This window comes from Chitinophaga sp. NPDC101104 (genome assembly GCF_050277495.1).
Classification (GTDB): Bacteria; Bacteroidota; Bacteroidia; order Chitinophagales; family Chitinophagaceae; genus Chitinophaga.
Window position 1 is genome coordinate 201577 of record NZ_JBNNSF010000005.1, and the last position, 15344, is coordinate 216920.

Consider the following 15344-nt stretch of genomic DNA (forward strand, 5'->3'; position numbering starts at 1 on the left):
AAACGGGGCAAAGCTACGAACGAAAAAGGAATTCTTCCTGCCGGAATACGGGTTTTAACATCCCTTTTGCCGCGGATCAACGCGCTTTTCTCCGCTGTTTCCACCGCGACGGGGCTTTCACGTTGCCGGTCACCTGTAATGGGGCCGCAGCGGGCTGTTCCCAAAGAACGGCGGCCAGGATGGCGGCTGCGCGGGCGGCTTCATCGTCGGCCGAGGCGTCGAGCGCCTGCGGCGTAAAATACCGGCCGATGAAATTCGTATCGAAGTTCCCGTCGATGAACGGCGCCTGCTGCAACGCCCACCGGCCGAAAGGCAGGGTGGTCTTAATACCCGTCACCCGGTATTCGTCGATGGCGCGGATCAGCCGGAGGCGCGCTTCTTCCCGGTCTGCCCCCCAGGCGATCAGCTTGGAGATCATGGGGTCGTAGAAAATGGGGATGTCCATTCCGGCTTCATACCCGTCGTCTACCCGCACGCCGGGGCCCTGTGGCCGGATATAGGTTTCCAGCCTGCCGGTGTCGGGGAGGAAATTATTGGCAGGATCTTCCGCGCAAAGCCGCAGTTCTATTGCATGTCCGTTGATTTTCAAGTCGTTCTGCCCGAAAGGAAGCTTTTCTCCGCGGGCTACGCGGATTTGTTCCTTCACCAGGTCGAGCCCCGTGATCATTTCCGTGACGGGGTGTTCCACCTGCAGGCGGGTATTCATTTCGAGGAAATAGAAATTCAGTTGTTCGTCGACGAGGAATTCCACCGTTCCCGCGCCATAATAATTACAGGCGCGTGCCACGTCGACCGCGCACTGGCCCATGGCCTGCCGGATGTCAGGGGTGAGGCAGGAGGAGGGGGCTTCTTCGATCAGTTTCTGGTGCCGGCGCTGGATGGAGCATTCCCTTTCGAAGAGGTACACCACGTTGCCGTGCTGGTCTCCCAGCACCTGGATCTCGATATGCCGGGGCGATCCCACATATTTTTCGATGAAAACGGCGTCGTCGCCGAAGGCGCTGAGGGCTTCGCTTTTGGCCAGCCTGATCTGTTCTTCCAGTTCGCTTTCCTTTTCCACCACGCGCATGCCTTTGCCGCCGCCGCCCGCGGAGGCTTTGATAAGAATGGGGAACCCGGTTTTTTTGACCACTTCCCTGGCTTCTTCGATGCTCGTGAGGGGCGTTTCGGTGCCGGGCACCATGGGTACGCCGAATTTTTGCGCGGCCTGTTTGGCGGCGAGTTTGCTGCCCATGGTCTCAATGCTGGAAGCGGAAGGCCCGATGAAGATGAGCCCTGCGTCGGCCACGGCCTGTGCGAATTTCGCGTTTTCGCTGAGGAAGCCGTAACCGGGATGGATGGCGTCGGCGCCGGTGGATTTCGCTACTTCGATGATCCGGTCGCCCAGCAGATAGCTCTGCGAAGAAGGGGCGGGGCCGATGCACACGGCTTCGTCGGCATATTGAACGAACGGCATGGTACGGTCGGCTTCAGAATAAACGGCTACGGTGGCGATTCCCATCTCGCGGGCAGAGCGCATGACGCGCAGTGCGATCTCTCCCCGGTTGGCGACAACGATTTTCTTCATATGCTTGGCATTGCGATAAAACGCTAAAGTTAATGGATTTCAAATTGGCGGATCAAAGTTATCTTTGCCGTTGTGAAAAGTCCCATTTCCCAGATTTACGCGCTTGTCCGCAAGGATGTGCTGCTCGAGTGGCGGCAACGCCACGCCCTTTTCGGCATACTCCTGTATGTTTTCTCGACGGTGTTCGTCATCAATCTGATGGTGCGGGAGCCGGAGGAGCGGATGTGGAATGCGTTGTTCTGGGTGGTGCAGCTATTTGTGTGCGTGAATGCGGTGGCGAAGAGTTTTCTGCAGGAGAGCCGGGGGCGGCTGTTGTACTTTTATTCGTTGGTACACCCCCGTTATTTCATCGCGGCGAAGCTGATTTACAATGTGTTGCTGATGCTGCTGTTCAGTGCGGTGACACTCCTTTGCTGCATGATGTTCCTGGGGAACCCCCTGGTGAAGCCCTGGTATTTCCTGGGGGTGGTGCTCCTGGGCGGGGTGAGCCTGAGCCTGCTGTTTACCATGCTGGCGGCCATTGCGGCGCAGGCGAGCCAGAATGCGGCGCTGATGGCGATCATGGGTTTCCCGCTGATCATGCCCATCCTGATTTTGCTCAGCAACGTTTCCCAGAGCGCGTTTTCGCCGGTGGTGCAGCCCGGGCTGGGGGGGATGTTCCTCATGCTGGCGGGGATGGACCTGCTGGTAGTGGCGCTGGCGCTCATTCTCTTCCCCTTCCTCTGGAAAGAATAATTTTTAACAAAATACCTTCCGGGGTGCGGATTATTCAATGCGGAACGGATGCTTTGCAGGTTCATCAAAATCCTCAATTTGCTTTGCCGTTAGCGGATAATCGTGTAGGTTTGCCCCCAATATTTCAATTTGAGAAATGGCTAGAAATTGGTGGAAAATACTCTCCGTGATGTTGCTCCTGTATGTGATCATCGGAGGGTTCATGGTCCCGGTTCCCGTGATCGGCAACAACCAGCAGGCTGCCCGCAGCATCTTCTTTCACTTGCCGATGTGGATGGCAATGTATACCCTGCTCACGATCTCCGTCGTAAATTCCATATGGTACCTCGCAACCAACGATCTCAAAAGGGACGTCCGCGCTTCCAGCGCCGGCAGCGTAGGCGTACTGTTCGGCGTGATGGGGTTCCTGACCGGCATGCTCTGGGCCACCTATACCTGGGGCGGCACCATCGTGAACGATCCCAAGCAGATGACCACCGCCATCGCCCTGGCGATCTACATGGCGTACCTGGTGCTCCGCATGTCGTTCACCGATATCGACAAAAGGGCCCGCGTTTCGGCGATCTATAATGTTTTCGCCTTCGCCCTGCTCATCCCCCTCACTTACATCATCCCGCGGACGGTGGATTCCCTTCACCCGGGAAGCGCCAGCAGCCCCGGCTTCAGCGATAAAGACACCGCCGGCACCATCAAAATGGTGCTCTGGCCCGCCTTCATCGGCTTTACGCTCCTCGGCATCTGGATCTACACCCTTCGCAACCGTTATAAAAGATTGGCTCTTAAAAATATCCTTCATGGTTAACAGAATATCCTTTTCCATTTTCACCGCTCTCATGCTGCTCGTAACCGCCGTTTTCGGACAGGAAGGCGCCGAAACCGTACAACAGGCCGCTACCCAGCAAAATACAGAGACCGGCCCCGTGAACGAGTTTTTCCGCAGCAACAGCAAAATTTATGTGGCCGTGGGCATCCTGGTGATCATCTTCAGCTGTATCACGATCTACCTCGTCCGTCTCGACCGGAAGATCTCCAGGCTCGAAAAAGAAAAATAGCCCGCTACGCCGCCCCAACTACAAGTCTGCTTACAACACCAAAACAACATATCTAAACCGTTTTTTATGGCTAAAGCAAAAGCGCTGACGCAAGAACCGCATTATAACTTCTTCCACAGCGTGGAAATGAGTTTCGACAAGGCTGCGCAATTCACCAAATGGGAGAATGGCATCCTGGAGCAGATCAAAGCCTGTAACGCCGTATACCGCATGAAATTCCCCGTTCGCGTGGGCGACGGGATCGAAGTGATCGAGGCATACCGTGTGCAGCACTCCCATCACAAACTGCCCTGTAAAGGCGGGATCCGCTTCAGCGACGAAGTGAACCAGGACGAAGTGATGGCCCTCGCCGCACTCATGACCTACAAATGCGCCATCGTAAACGTGCCCTTCGGCGGCGCGAAAGGCGGCATCCGCATCAATCCCCGTAACTACACCCCCTTTCAGCTCGAAAATATCACCCGCCGGTACACCGCCGAGCTCGTGAAGAAAAACTTCATCGGCCCCGGCATCGACGTTCCCGCCCCCGATTACGGTACCGGCGAGCGCGAAATGAGCTGGATACTCGACACTTACATGAGCCTCCGCCCCGGAGAGATCGACGGCTACGGCTGCGTGACCGGCAAACCCGTTTCCCAGGGCGGCGTTCGCGGCCGTAAGGAAGCCACCGGCCTCGGTGTGTTCTACGGCCTGCGCGAGCTCTGCAACGTGAAGGAAGATATGAAACGCATCGGCCTCGAGCCCGGCCTCGAAGGCAAAACCGTAGCCGTTCAGGGCATGGGCAACGTGGGCTACCACGCCGCCAAATACTTCCATGAAGCCGGCGCGAAAGTAGTATGCCTCATCGAATGGGATGGCGCCATCTACAACCACAAAGGCCTCGACCCCGACGCCGTCCTGAAACACAAAATGGAAACCGGCTCCATCACCGGCTTCCCCGGTGCCAAAAACCTGAAAAAGAACACCGATGGCCTCGAAGTGGATTGCGATATCCTCATCCCCGCCGCCCTCGAAAATGTGATCCACGCTGAAAATGCACCCAAAATCAAAGCAAAGATCATCGGCGAAGCCGCCAACGGCCCCCTCACACCCGAAGCAGACGAGATCCTCGCCAAAAAAGGCGTGATCGTAGTTCCCGATATGTTCCTCAACGCCGGCGGTGTTACCGTGTCTTACTTCGAATGGCTGAAAAACCTCAGCCACGTGCGTTACGGCCGCCTCGGCAAACGCTTCGACGAAAACATGAACATCCACATCCTCGGCCAGATCGAAGAACTGACCGGCAAAAAAGTGTCCGAAAAAGAAAGGAAATTCATCGCCCACGGTGCAGACGAAGTAGACCTGGTATATTCCGGCCTGGAAGAAACCATGATCACCGCCCTCCACGAAGTGCGCGAAAAATCGCTCGAACACAAAAAAATCAAGGACATGCGCACCGCCGCTTACGTTTGCGCCATCGACAAGGTGGGCGCCGCTTACGAGCAGCTCGGCATCTTCCCCTGATTTTTATTCGATAAAGGAACTGTATTACCGGGGTGGCCACGATCGTGGCCACCCTTTTTTAACTGTAACAGCCTAGAAAATAGCCAGGCATAGCTATTTTTTAATTAAAAGAGTGGTTGTTTATTCTACTTTATGCCGTAATGTTTTAACTTGGCTACAATCATTTTCATTTCATATACCTACTGAGGTTCCTGCAAATCAACCTACAAGAAAGCGATATCATTAATTAAGCTGTCAAATCCCCAAGCATGAGCAATAAAAATGATTTATACCTGGAAGTAAAAAAATATTGGGCGAGCGTAGCAGGTAAAGAGGGCAATGTAGACTTCAGTACGCTTCAGGCGCAAATTGAAACACATAAGCGATTATTTAACATTTTTCAGGCAGGGAGCTATTTTTTTCTATTATTCGACATCTACAATGGCGAGATTGCTGAAGTAAGCCCAGGACTTTTCGATGTATTGGGGTATACCCAGGGAGAACTGAATATGGAGGAATATGTAAACAAGATCCATCCGGAGGATATGCCCTTTTTCTTAAAATTTGAACAACATCTCTTCAATTTTTATCATGGGCTTACGGTCGATCAAATAGGCCAATATAAAGTACAGTACGATCTGAGGATTAAAAAGAAGAACGGAAATTATGCCCGAATCCTCATACAATATATAATCGTTAATCATCATGGGCATGATTTGAAACATAGTTTTCATTTGCATACCGATATTACGCATATTAAAAACGAAGGGGAGCCCCATTTCTCCGTGATCGGGTTGAACGGCCTGCCATCCTACTACGATATTCAGAAAACGATAACCAGCAGTTCTTCAAAAAGCTTGTTCACCGCCAGGGAAAGGGAAATCCTGAAAGGAGTAGTGGAAGGTAAAAGCAGCCAGCAGCTTGCAGGAGAATTATTTGTAAGCATTCATACGATCAATAGTCACCGCAAAAATATCCTGGCGAAGGGTAATGTTAAAACGCCGCTTGAGCTGGTGAGAAAAGCGATTATAGAGGGGTGGATATAATCCGGGTGGTTAAAGTGGCGTGATCGTTTGCACCGGCGGATAATCCGGCAGATCCTGCTCGAAAACCCAGCTCCCCGCGGCCCCGTCTAACCGGCAGCACCAGGTGTTCACGCCATTGGTGATCACCAGCCAGGGCGCGGGCAACGCCATATGGTACCGTACGATCTGCTCCAGCACAGGCTGTTTCAGCGGAACGCCCATTTCCTTGCACTCCACGATCATCCAGGGCGTGGCTTCACGCGAATACACGACGATGTCGCACCGCTTGCGGAGTTCCCCGAGATGCAGTTCCTTTTCGATACTGAGCAGCGCCCCGGGATACTGGCGGGATTTTACGAGGTAATTCAGGAAATTCTGCCTGACCCACTCCTCCGGCGTCAGCACCACGTATTTCTTCCGGTAAGCATCGTAAATCATGTCTTTACCGCCATTGGCCGTGATCTTGAAGTCGGGTTGCGGGTATCGGATGGAAATCATGCCGTAAAACTAGGGATTGATGCCGGATTGCCGAAAAAACATTACATTCACTTGTCAAAAGGCTATGAAGACGAAAGAAGAGATAGTAGCTAACTGGCTGCCCAGGTACACGGGCGAGAAGCTGGAGAACTTCGGTTCACACATCCTGCTGACCAATTTTTCCAACTACGTACTGCAATTTTCCCAGTGGCATAACGCGAAGATCGTGGGTGCCGACCGCCCCATGCAATGCTGTACCGCCGGAGACATCACCATCATCAATTTCGGGATGGGAAGCCCCGGCGCCGCCACCGTCATGGACCTCCTCAGCGCCATCCAGCCGAAAGCCGTGCTGTTTTTGGGGAAATGCGGGGGGCTGAAGAAGAAAAATACCATCGGCGACCTCATCCTGCCCATCGCCGCGATCCGGGGCGAAGGTACCTCCAACGACTATTTTCCCGCCGAAGTGCCCGCCCTTCCTGCGTTTGCCCTGCAAAAAGCCATTTCCACGACCATCCGCGAATATGGCTGCGATTATTGGACCGGCACCTGCTACAGCACCAACCGCCGCGTTTGGGAACATGACGCCGACTTCAAAAAATACCTCGAAAAAATCCGCGCCATGGCCATCGATATGGAAACGGCGACCATCTTTTCGGTAGGTTTCTATAATAAGATCCCGACCGGCGCGCTCCTCCTCGTTTCCGACTCGCCCATGGTCCCGGAAGGCGTGAAAACCGAGGAAAGCGATAAAAAAGTGACGAGCGAATTCGTAGACCGGCACCTCCGCATCGGGATCGACTCCCTGAAAAATCTCATCAACAGTCACCAAACCGTTAAACACCTCCGATTTTGAGCCCTGTACCGCTGGTTTCCATCCGCAACCTGACCGTCGAATTCCGCGGCGACGGCCATACGGTCACGGCCGTGAAAAGCATTTCGCTGGACGTTCGGCCCGGCGAAATCCTCGGTATCGTGGGTGAATCCGGTTCAGGAAAATCCGTCACGTCGCTGAGCATCATGCGGCTCATCGCGGAACCGGGGCGCATCAGCGGCGGTGAGATCGTCTATCAGCCGGAAAACAAACCGGCGGTGGATTTGCTTCGCCTGCCGGAAGCGGCCATGCGCAGCTACCGCGGGCACGAGATCGCGATGATCTTCCAGGAGCCCATGACCAGCCTGAACCCGCTGCACACCTGCGGTAAACAAGTGGCGGAAGCCATCATCCTCCATAAAAAAGTATCCCCGCGCGAAGCCCGCCGGCAAACCATCGCCCTGTTCGAACGGGTGAAACTGCCCCGGCCGGAAGAAGCGTACGATAAATATCCGCACGAATTGTCGGGCGGACAAAAGCAGCGCGTCATGATCGCCATGGCCATTTCCTGCGGTCCGCGCCTGCTCATCGCCGACGAGCCCACCACCGCGCTCGACGTCACCGTCCAGAAAACCATCCTGGAGCTGCTGCGCGAATTGCAGCGCGAAATGGGGATGAGCGTGGTTTTCATCACACACGACCTGGGCGTGATCGCAGCAATAGCGGACCGGGTAGCCGTCATGTATAAAGGTGAAATCGTGGAAGAAGGAACGGTGGAACAGATTTTCTCGCGCCCCGGCCACGCCTATACGAAGGGGCTGCTGGCTTGCCGCCCGCCGATGGACCTTCGCTTGCGCCGCCTTCCTGTTGTGAAAGATTTTACGGGCAGCCGGGAGCCGGTGGAGGTGGAGGCGTTCGTCCGCTCGCTGGAGATGCCGGCGGAGGAAATGAAAGCGCGCGCTGACATGCTGGCGGAAAGGCCGCCATTGCTGGAAGTGGCGGGCCTGAGCACATGGTTCCCGACGGGGCGGTCGCTCTTCGGGAAGCCCAAAAGCTGGACGAAGGCCGTGGACGATATCAGTTTCACGGTGCGGGAAGGGGAAACGCTGGGGCTGGTGGGAGAATCCGGTTGCGGGAAAACCACGTTGAGCCGGACGCTCCTGCGGCTGGTGGAGCCCACGCACGGGGCTATACGCTATCGCGGCCGCGACCTGTTATCGCTTTCCGCCGGAGAAATGCGGGAGATGCGCAAGCATATCCAGATCATTTTCCAGGACCCGTATTCTTCGCTGAACCCGCGGATGACGGTGGGGCAGGCCATTTTGGAGCCGATGCAGGTGCACGGGATGTTCGGCAACGACAGGGAACGCCGGGAGCGGGTATGGTCGTTACTGGAAAAGGTGGGATTGCTGCCGGAGCATTACAACCGTTATCCCCACGAATTTTCGGGCGGTCAGCGGCAGAGGATCGTCATTGCCCGGGCGTTGGCGCTTAACCCGGAGTTCATTATTTGCGACGAATCGGTTTCGGCGCTGGACGTGAGCGTGCAGGCGCAGGTGCTGAACCTCCTGCGGTCGCTTCAACACGAGTTTAATTTCACGTATATATTTATATCTCACAATCTGTCGGTTGTGAATTTTATGAGCGATACCATGATGGTCATGCAGCGGGGAAAGATCGCGGAAATGGGGCCTGCGGAGGCGGTGTACCATCGTCCGGCTTCGGATTACACGCGCGAGCTGATCGCTGCGATCCCGGGGCGGTGAACCTTATTTCATGATATGCGTTATTATTCCTACCTTTGCAGACTTTAAATTCATTCATACCGTAATATGAAATTATCACAATTCAAGTTCGATCTGCCTTTAAACCTGATCGCACAACATCCCTCCAAGACAAGAGACGAGAGCCGCCTGATGGTAGTAAACCGCGCCACCGGCAAAATCGAGCACAAGGTTTTCAAAGACATTCTGGGTTATTTCAACGACAAGGACGTAATGATCGTGAACAACACGAAAGTGTTCCCTGCGCGTTTATACGGCCGTAAGGAGAAAACCGGTGCGAAGATCGAAGTGTTCCTGCTCCGCGAGCTGAACAAGCAGAACCGTCTGTGGGACGTTATCGTGGACCCGGCCAGGAAGATCCGTGTAGGCAACAAGCTGTATTTCGGGGACGATGAGAGCCTGGTGGCGGAAGTGATCGACAACACCACTTCCCGCGGCCGTACCATCCGCTTCCTGTTCGAAGGGAACGACGAAGAGTTCAAGGCCGTACTGGACAGCCTGGGCGAAACCCCGCTGCCGAAGTACATCAAACGCAAGCCGGAAGAAGAAGACAAGGAACGTTACCAGACCGTGTACGCCAAGTACGAAGGTGCGGTAGCCGCTCCCACCGCTGGTCTTCACTTCAGCCGCGAACTGATCAAACGCCTCGAGATCAAGGGCGTGAAATTCGCCGAAGTGACCCTTCACACCGGCCTGGGCACCTTCCGCCCCATCGAGGTGGAAGACCTGAGCAAGCATAAAATGGACGCGGAATATTTCCACATCGATGAATATGCGGTGAAAATCGTGAACAAGGCGAAAGAAGAAAACCGCAAGATCTGCGCCGTAGGTACTACCTCCGTACGTGCCGTAGAATCTTCCGTTACCGCGCAGAACCACCTGAAAGCGGCCGAAGGATGGACGAACACCTTTATCCATCCCCCGTACGATTTCTCGATCCCTAACGCATTGGTAACCAACTTCCACCTGCCGAAAACCAGCCTCCTCATCATGGTTTGTGCCTTCGCCGGTTACGACCTGATCATGGAAGCCTACCAGCAGGCCATCAAGGAAAAATACAGGTTCTTCAGCTATGGCGACGCCATGCTCATTCTTTAATCCGGTTTCCGGATGTGTAAAAGGCAAACAGTTTCCGCTGTTTGCCTTTTTTTGTCAAAATATCCTTACTTCGCAATATGCCAGACAGGAATAAGATAGCGGTCATCGTTGCAGGCGGCTCCGGCCTCAGGATGGGCAGCGCCGTTCCCAAACAATTCATGGAAATCGGCGGAAAACCCGTTCTCCATCACACCATCAACGCTTTCCGGACGGCTTATCCAGACATCCGCATCGTGCTCGTCATCCCCGAGGCGCACCGCGCATTCATCGCGCCACTGCTGGTTTCTTTCGACGAACCGCCTTCCATGACCATCGTTCATGGCGGCGAAACCCGCTTCCATTCCGTGAAAAACGGTCTTGCCACCATTACCGGACCGGCCGTTGTGTTTGTGCACGACGGTGTTCGCGCCCTCATTTCCCCGGAGCTCGTCCGCCGTTGCTGCGAAGGTGCCCTGGCGAAAGGGAACGCCATCCCCGCCATAGAAGTGAAAGACAGTCTGCGCGAGGTCGACGACGAAGGCAACCTGGCCGTAGACCGCAGCCGGTTCCGGATCATCCAGACGCCGCAAACCTTCCTGTCCGAACAACTTTTGCCCGCTTTCGAACAGCCCTATGATCCGTTGTTTACCGACGAAGCCAGCGTGGCAGAGCGCTTCGGCGCGGAAATCCACCTGGTGGAAGGAGAGGAGCGGAATATCAAGATCACCCGTCCGCTGGACCTTGCCATCGCGGAAGTTTTCCTGAAAAAATAATTACGGTTTCCTGAATCCCAGGTCGAGGAATTTTTGTTCCGACCCAGCCGGCGGCCAAACGTAAATCACGTTGCCGGTGGTGCAGGAGCATGCGTAGCAAAGGATGGCCTTGTCTTTGAAGAATTTTATGTAAGGTTTCCCGATAGCTGCGCCGGTTTTGGTTTCCAGCCAGCTTTCCAGCCGGGCGGGGAAATCGTTGCCGCGTTCTACATCTTTGGCCCAGGGGTCGCTGCACTGGGTTTCGGTGTATTGAAGGGCGTCCTTCAGATCGGGGGATTTGTCCTTTTTGCAGGCAGTAAAGAAGGCGAGGGCGAGCATCAGCGGCAGTGTGTAGCGCATGAACATAGTTTTGGGAGTAGCGAAATTATTGTGGTTTAGAGAAGCCGAGGTCGATGAATGGCTGTTCGGAGCCGGGTGCCGGCCAGATTAAGAGCTTATAACCGGAAGAACAGGTGCAGGCATCACATACGATCAGGTTGCTGCGGGGCGGGATGCGTTTGATGTTGTCGATAGCGGCACCGGTTTCCTTTTCCAGCCACAGCTCCAGGTTTTGCACAAACCCTTCTGTGCCGGGCGCCGTTACTTCTCCGCGCCACGGGTCAGAACATTGGGTTTCATAAAAAACCAATGCGCCTTTCATGCTGAGTTTATCTTTCTTCTTGCAGGAGAAAAGGAGGAGGGATGCGGCAGTGAGGAATAACAGGTAGCCGTTTTTCATAAACGCGTGATTTATTCCTGAAACGTCCCCGTAAATCGAAAGGTTACAGGATGCCAGGCAGGCACGCCTGAAAATAACGGTGGAGAAGCATTGTTGCCCCTGGCTATTTAAAACCCAGCGCGGTGAATTTGGCGTCAACGCCCTTGGGGAGCCAGATGGTCAGCACATTCCCTGTTTTGCAGGTGCAGGCCGAGCAGGTGCCGGCGTTTCCGGGGTGAAATTTTAGTTGCGGCTCTGGAATGGTGATCCCGGTTTTGGCTTCCAGCCAGGCGTCCAGTTTTTTAAGAAAATCGGGGTCTGTCCGCTGGATGTCGTTAGACCAGGGATCGTTGCAATAGGTTTCGGAAAACTGCAGCGAGTGGTCTAATGAAGGTATCTGTTCACTTTTTTTGCAGGATGATCCGATCATCAACATGGCAGCTGCGAAAAATAGCATCCGTCCGAACTTCATGATTTCTATATTTAATTGGGGCAGGTTTTGAGTGAATATGTGACGAAAAAGGTTATTCCGACTGGCCTTTCCCGATTTTTTGAAGGATCTGGTGAGCCGCTTCCAGCGCCTGGAACCCGTCGCGCACGTTTACAGGCACGGGTTTGTTTTCGAGGATGCTGTCGCGGAAAAATTCCAGTTCCATGCGGATGGCGTTCGATTGTTTGATTTCCGGGTTGGCGATGGCGATGGTTTTTTTGCCGTTGTTGGTAGCGATGTCGAGTGTGAACAGGCCTTCGTCTTCCGGGGTTTTCAGTTTGATGATCTCGGTTTTTTTGTCGAGGAAGTCGATACCGATATAGGCATCTTTCTGGAACAGGCGCATTTTCCGCATTTTTTTGAGGGAAATGCGGCTGGAAGTGAGGTTGGCGACGCAGCCGTTATGGAATTCTATACGAACGTTGGCGATATCGGGCGTGTCGCTCATCACGGCAACCCCGCTGGCGGAGATGCGGCTGATGCTGGATTGTACGATGCTGAGCACGATATCGATGTCGTGGATCATGAGATCGAGGATCACGCTCACGTCGGTACCTCGGGGGTTGAATTCCGCCAGGCGGTGCACTTCGATGAACATGGGCTTGAGATCGACCCCTTTCAGGGCGAGGAATGCGGGGTTGAAGCGTTCCACATGGCCCACCTGGAATTTGATATTGGCTTCTTCCACCAGTTTCACCAGCAGCCGGGCTTCTTCCATGGTGTTGGTCATGGGTTTTTCCACAAAAACATGCTTGCCCATCCGGATGGCGGTTTCGCATAGCAGGAAGTGCTGGGTAGTAGGCGCCACGATATCGATCGCGTCGGATGCACGGATCAGTTCTTCTGCGGCGTCGAACCGGCGAAGATCGGGATACGCTTCCCGGATACTCTCCGCATTGGCATCGCTGGGGTCGAAGTATCCTGTCACTTCCACGTCTTTCATCGTCGATAATTGGGACAGGTGAATTTTTCCCAGATGCCCTACTCCAAACAAGCCGATTTTAAGCATTCGCTGTTATTTTTATGAAAATTCCTGCAAATGTAACAAAACGACATGTTATTACTTTATATATATTCGCAGGACCCCCATAACAACCAAATGCGTTTTCTAGTACTGGCCATATGTTTACCGCTATTATGCTCGCTTCAGGCGGCCGGACAGGCATGTCCCAACCTTGGACAGACGCCTCAGAGCGCATTTCCCATTTGTGGCACGAAGAACCTGGTGCAAAATTCCGTTCCGCTTTGCAGCGGGCGTGTGCTCCGGCTGGATTTCTGCAGCAGGGTCGATCCCAGGACGGATTACACCGACCGTAACCCTTACTATTACAAGTTTACCTGTTACCAGGCCGGCACCCTCGGCTTCACGATCACGCCGAAAGATTTGGGCGATGATTACGACTGGCATGTTTTTGACGTGACGGGAAGGAACGTCAATGATATTTTCACCGACATGTCTATGCAGGTTTGCGGGAACTGGAGCTCGAACCCCGGCGTTACCGGTGCCAGCGCGGCGGGGCAGGGGCTCATCAATTGCGCCGGGCCTACGTATCCGAACTTCAGCAGTATGCCCACGTTGCAGGTGGGGCACGAATATCTTTTGCTCGTCAGCCATTTTACCAATACGCAAAGCGGATATTCCCTGGCGTTTGGTGGCGGCACGGCCGTGATTACCGATCCCAAAACCGGGGATTTCGTGTCTGCCGCGTACAAATGTCTCGATAACCGCGTGGCCGTAAAATTGTCCAAGCGCTTCCGTTGCGCCACACTGGCCGCCAATGGCAGCGATTTCGAGCTGCTGGGCACTGCGGCGCGCATCACCGGTGCGCAGGGCGTGAACTGTGGAAGCGGGTTCGATATGGATTCGGTGGTCCTGCAGCTCGACCGGCCCCTGACGCCGGGCAACTATACCGTCCGCATCAAGCAGGGCAGCGACGGCAATACCCTGCTCGATGCCTGCGATAACCCCATGACGGCAGGGAAGACCATCAACCTGGACATTCCCATCTTTCAACCCGCGCCTTTCGATTCCATCAAGCCCGTAGAATGCCGGCCAGACAGGCTGATGGTTAGATTGAAGTCGCCCGTGCGCTGTAACTCCGTAGCTGCGAACGGCAGCGATTTCGTGATCGCGAACCTGGGTACCGGCCCCAATGTTTCCGTCGTAAGCGCGAAAGCATTCTGCAATAACCAGTTGACGGACAGCATCGAGATTTTGCTCAGCGGGACCATTCTACGGCAAAGCGACTATCGACTGAACCTCGTGCGCGGCAGCGATGGCAATACGTTGATCAGCGAATGCCGTGTGGAAACGCCCCTTGGCCAATTCATCCCATTTTCCACCAGCGATACCGTGAATGCGGCATTCGCTTACCGGACGAGCCTGGACTGCGATGCCGATACCCTGTATTTACGGCATGATGGCGCTCACCAGGTTTCGCAATGGGCCTGGGAATTCGACGATGGTACTACACTGTCCACACGCGAAGCCACCAAAAATTTCGTGCGCGGGCCCAATAGTTTCCGGGACATAAAGCTTACGGTCGCCAACAGGCAATGCCAGGCGGTCCACAGTGAAAGGATTACATTGCCGGTGGAAGTGGTGGCGGCCTTTACGCTGGGCGCTACCGTATTGTGCCCGTTGGACATGGTGCGGGTCACGAACGAGAGCCACGGGAACATCGCATCCTATCGCTGGAGCATGGGCGTCGGGCCCGGTTCGATCCTGCGGACGCCGGCTGCATGGCGCTACCCCATGTCTTCGCGGGAGGAATCATATAACGTCAGGCTGATCGTAACCGATAATCTCCAATGCGAGGATACGGCCATTCATGTGCTGAAAACCGTACCCAGCTGCTATGTGACAGTGCCCACGGCATTTACGCCGAATAATGACGGGATCAATGATTTCCTGTACCCGGTTAATGGGTACAAGACGGCGGACCTCCTTTTCAGGGTGTTCGCACGAAACGGGCAGCTCGTTTTCGAATCCCGGAACTGGCAGCACAAATGGGATGGCCGGATCAACGGCTCGCCTGCATCTGTAGGCACGTATGCCTGGATGCTCGAGTTCACGAACACCGAACTGAACACCAGGATTTTCCAGAAAGGCGTCACGACGTTGTTGCGATGATCCGGTTCGGTTCATCCGCTCCATGTACGTAAATGACCTGGACAAGTTGTCGAAATGCGCTGCACCTTCATGCGCTCTTCGTATGTAAAAGTCAGGAAAATGTTATCGTATGCGCTTCACTTCTTCCGTTCCACGTACATCAAAACCGGGTAATCATCACAGCTTACGTTATCGTATGCGCAGCACTTCATCCGCTCCAAATATATAAAAACCGTGTAATCCTCATAGCTTACGTTAT

Annotated in this window: 16 protein-coding genes; 10 read left to right on the forward strand and 6 right to left on the reverse strand. The window is 54.4% G+C overall.

Translation table 11 applies throughout. From position 1 onward, the window contains the following. Nucleotides 1-76 precede the first annotated feature (76 nt). Nucleotides 77-1567 carry an acetyl-CoA carboxylase biotin carboxylase subunit gene (gene accC, locus ACQKLP_RS26105; protein ID WP_427326121.1) on the reverse strand — a complete coding sequence of 497 codons (1491 nt, stop codon included), beginning with the start codon at nucleotides 1565-1567 and terminating at the stop codon, nucleotides 77-79. 72 nt (nucleotides 1568-1639) lie between these two features. Here accC and ACQKLP_RS26110 point away from each other — a divergent pair, with 72 nt between their 5' ends. The 5 genes from ACQKLP_RS26110 to ACQKLP_RS26130 all read left to right on the forward strand — a co-directional run bounded on the left by ACQKLP_RS26110 (nucleotide 1640) and on the right by ACQKLP_RS26130 (nucleotide 5882). After that, the gene (locus ACQKLP_RS26110) at nucleotides 1640-2302 is read left to right on the forward strand and encodes a heme exporter protein CcmB (protein WP_341841237.1); all 663 of its coding nucleotides are present in this window, start codon (nucleotides 1640-1642) and stop codon (nucleotides 2300-2302) included. Nucleotides 2303-2438: 136 nt separating this feature from the next. Next, entirely contained in the window at nucleotides 2439-3104 is a 666-nt protein-coding gene (gene ccsA / locus ACQKLP_RS26115) for a cytochrome c biogenesis protein CcsA (RefSeq protein WP_341841236.1), read from the forward strand. Further along, entirely contained in the window at nucleotides 3097-3354 is a 258-nt protein-coding gene (locus tag ACQKLP_RS26120; RefSeq protein ID WP_427326124.1) for a CcmD family protein, read from the forward strand. The genes ccsA and ACQKLP_RS26120 overlap by 8 nt, the downstream gene beginning before the upstream one ends. Before the next feature lie 66 nt (nucleotides 3355-3420). Continuing rightward, a complete protein-coding gene (locus tag ACQKLP_RS26125) occupies nucleotides 3421-4857 on the forward strand; it encodes a Glu/Leu/Phe/Val family dehydrogenase (RefSeq protein WP_427326126.1) in 1437 nt (478 codons plus the stop codon). A gap of 248 nt (nucleotides 4858-5105) precedes the next feature. Continuing rightward, nucleotides 5106-5882 carry a LuxR C-terminal-related transcriptional regulator gene (locus tag ACQKLP_RS26130; protein WP_427326128.1) on the forward strand — a complete coding sequence of 259 codons (777 nt, stop codon included), beginning with the start codon at nucleotides 5106-5108 and terminating at the stop codon, nucleotides 5880-5882. A gap of 9 nt (nucleotides 5883-5891) precedes the next feature. On the opposite strand, the gene ACQKLP_RS26135 is transcribed toward ACQKLP_RS26130, so the two are convergent. Then, nucleotides 5892-6359 carry a type I restriction enzyme HsdR N-terminal domain-containing protein gene (locus tag ACQKLP_RS26135; RefSeq protein WP_427326130.1) on the reverse strand — a complete coding sequence of 156 codons (468 nt, stop codon included), beginning with the start codon at nucleotides 6357-6359 and terminating at the stop codon, nucleotides 5892-5894. A gap of 64 nt (nucleotides 6360-6423) precedes the next feature. Between ACQKLP_RS26135 and ACQKLP_RS26140 the strand changes: the two genes are divergently transcribed. The 4 genes from ACQKLP_RS26140 (at nucleotide 6424) to ACQKLP_RS26155 (ending at nucleotide 10786) form a co-directional block, all read left to right on the forward strand. After that, on the forward strand, nucleotides 6424-7194 hold the full coding sequence (locus tag ACQKLP_RS26140) for an AMP nucleosidase (protein WP_341841231.1): 771 nt from the start codon (nucleotides 6424-6426) through the stop codon (nucleotides 7192-7194). Then, on the forward strand, nucleotides 7191-8918 hold the full coding sequence (locus tag ACQKLP_RS26145; protein ID WP_427326132.1) for an ABC transporter ATP-binding protein: 1728 nt from the start codon (nucleotides 7191-7193) through the stop codon (nucleotides 8916-8918). The genes ACQKLP_RS26140 and ACQKLP_RS26145 overlap by 4 nt, the downstream gene beginning before the upstream one ends. Before the next feature lie 66 nt (nucleotides 8919-8984). Continuing rightward, a complete protein-coding gene (gene queA, locus ACQKLP_RS26150) occupies nucleotides 8985-10034 on the forward strand; it encodes a tRNA preQ1(34) S-adenosylmethionine ribosyltransferase-isomerase QueA (protein WP_126247479.1) in 1050 nt (349 codons plus the stop codon). 77 nt (nucleotides 10035-10111) lie between these two features. Beyond that, nucleotides 10112-10786, forward strand: coding sequence for a 2-C-methyl-D-erythritol 4-phosphate cytidylyltransferase (locus tag ACQKLP_RS26155; protein ID WP_427326134.1), 675 nt, complete (start codon nucleotides 10112-10114; stop codon nucleotides 10784-10786). Here ACQKLP_RS26155 and ACQKLP_RS26160 read toward each other — a convergent pair whose 3' ends face one another. The 4 genes from ACQKLP_RS26160 to ACQKLP_RS26175 all read right to left on the reverse strand — a co-directional run bounded on the left by ACQKLP_RS26160 (nucleotide 10787) and on the right by ACQKLP_RS26175 (nucleotide 12982). Then, on the reverse strand, nucleotides 10787-11125 hold the full coding sequence (locus ACQKLP_RS26160; protein ID WP_427326136.1) for a hypothetical protein: 339 nt from the start codon (nucleotides 11123-11125) through the stop codon (nucleotides 10787-10789). 25 nt (nucleotides 11126-11150) lie between these two features. Next, nucleotides 11151-11504, reverse strand: a complete 354-nt coding sequence (locus tag ACQKLP_RS26165) for a hypothetical protein (protein ID WP_427326138.1) — start codon at nucleotides 11502-11504, stop codon at nucleotides 11151-11153. Nucleotides 11505-11607: 103 nt separating this feature from the next. Continuing rightward, nucleotides 11608-11955, reverse strand: coding sequence for a hypothetical protein (locus ACQKLP_RS26170; protein ID WP_427326139.1), 348 nt, complete (start codon nucleotides 11953-11955; stop codon nucleotides 11608-11610). 52 nt (nucleotides 11956-12007) lie between these two features. Continuing rightward, a complete protein-coding gene (locus tag ACQKLP_RS26175) occupies nucleotides 12008-12982 on the reverse strand; it encodes a Gfo/Idh/MocA family protein (RefSeq protein WP_427326141.1) in 975 nt (324 codons plus the stop codon). 90 nt (nucleotides 12983-13072) lie between these two features. Between ACQKLP_RS26175 and ACQKLP_RS26180 the strand changes: the two genes are divergently transcribed. Beyond that, entirely contained in the window at nucleotides 13073-15106 is a 2034-nt protein-coding gene (locus tag ACQKLP_RS26180) for a gliding motility-associated C-terminal domain-containing protein (protein WP_427326143.1), read from the forward strand. Nucleotides 15107-15344: the final 238 nt, after the last annotated feature.

Excerpts from the sequence above, each read along its gene's own strand:
- accC (WP_427326121.1), bottom strand. The coding sequence starts at position 1,567 with ATGAAGAAAATCGTTGTCGCCAACCGGGGAGAGATCGCACTGCGCGTC.
- ccsA (WP_341841236.1), top strand. The coding sequence starts at position 2,439 with ATGGCTAGAAATTGGTGGAAAATACTCTCCGTGATGTTGCTCCTGTAT.
- ACQKLP_RS26120 (WP_427326124.1), top strand. The coding sequence starts at position 3,097 with ATGGTTAACAGAATATCCTTTTCCATTTTCACCGCTCTCATGCTGCTC.
- ACQKLP_RS26125 (WP_427326126.1), top strand. The coding sequence starts at position 3,421 with ATGGCTAAAGCAAAAGCGCTGACGCAAGAACCGCATTATAACTTCTTC.
- ACQKLP_RS26130 (WP_427326128.1), top strand. The coding sequence starts at position 5,106 with ATGAGCAATAAAAATGATTTATACCTGGAAGTAAAAAAATATTGGGCG.
- ACQKLP_RS26135 (WP_427326130.1), bottom strand. The coding sequence starts at position 6,359 with ATGATTTCCATCCGATACCCGCAACCCGACTTCAAGATCACGGCCAAT.
- ACQKLP_RS26140 (WP_341841231.1), top strand. The coding sequence starts at position 6,424 with ATGAAGACGAAAGAAGAGATAGTAGCTAACTGGCTGCCCAGGTACACG.
- queA (WP_126247479.1), top strand. The coding sequence starts at position 8,985 with ATGAAATTATCACAATTCAAGTTCGATCTGCCTTTAAACCTGATCGCA.
- ACQKLP_RS26155 (WP_427326134.1), top strand. The coding sequence starts at position 10,112 with ATGCCAGACAGGAATAAGATAGCGGTCATCGTTGCAGGCGGCTCCGGC.
- ACQKLP_RS26160 (WP_427326136.1), bottom strand. The coding sequence starts at position 11,125 with ATGCGCTACACACTGCCGCTGATGCTCGCCCTCGCCTTCTTTACTGCC.
- ACQKLP_RS26165 (WP_427326138.1), bottom strand. The coding sequence starts at position 11,504 with ATGAAAAACGGCTACCTGTTATTCCTCACTGCCGCATCCCTCCTCCTT.
- ACQKLP_RS26170 (WP_427326139.1), bottom strand. The coding sequence starts at position 11,955 with ATGAAGTTCGGACGGATGCTATTTTTCGCAGCTGCCATGTTGATGATC.
- ACQKLP_RS26175 (WP_427326141.1), bottom strand. The coding sequence starts at position 12,982 with ATGCTTAAAATCGGCTTGTTTGGAGTAGGGCATCTGGGAAAAATTCAC.
- ACQKLP_RS26180 (WP_427326143.1), top strand. The coding sequence starts at position 13,073 with ATGCGTTTTCTAGTACTGGCCATATGTTTACCGCTATTATGCTCGCTT.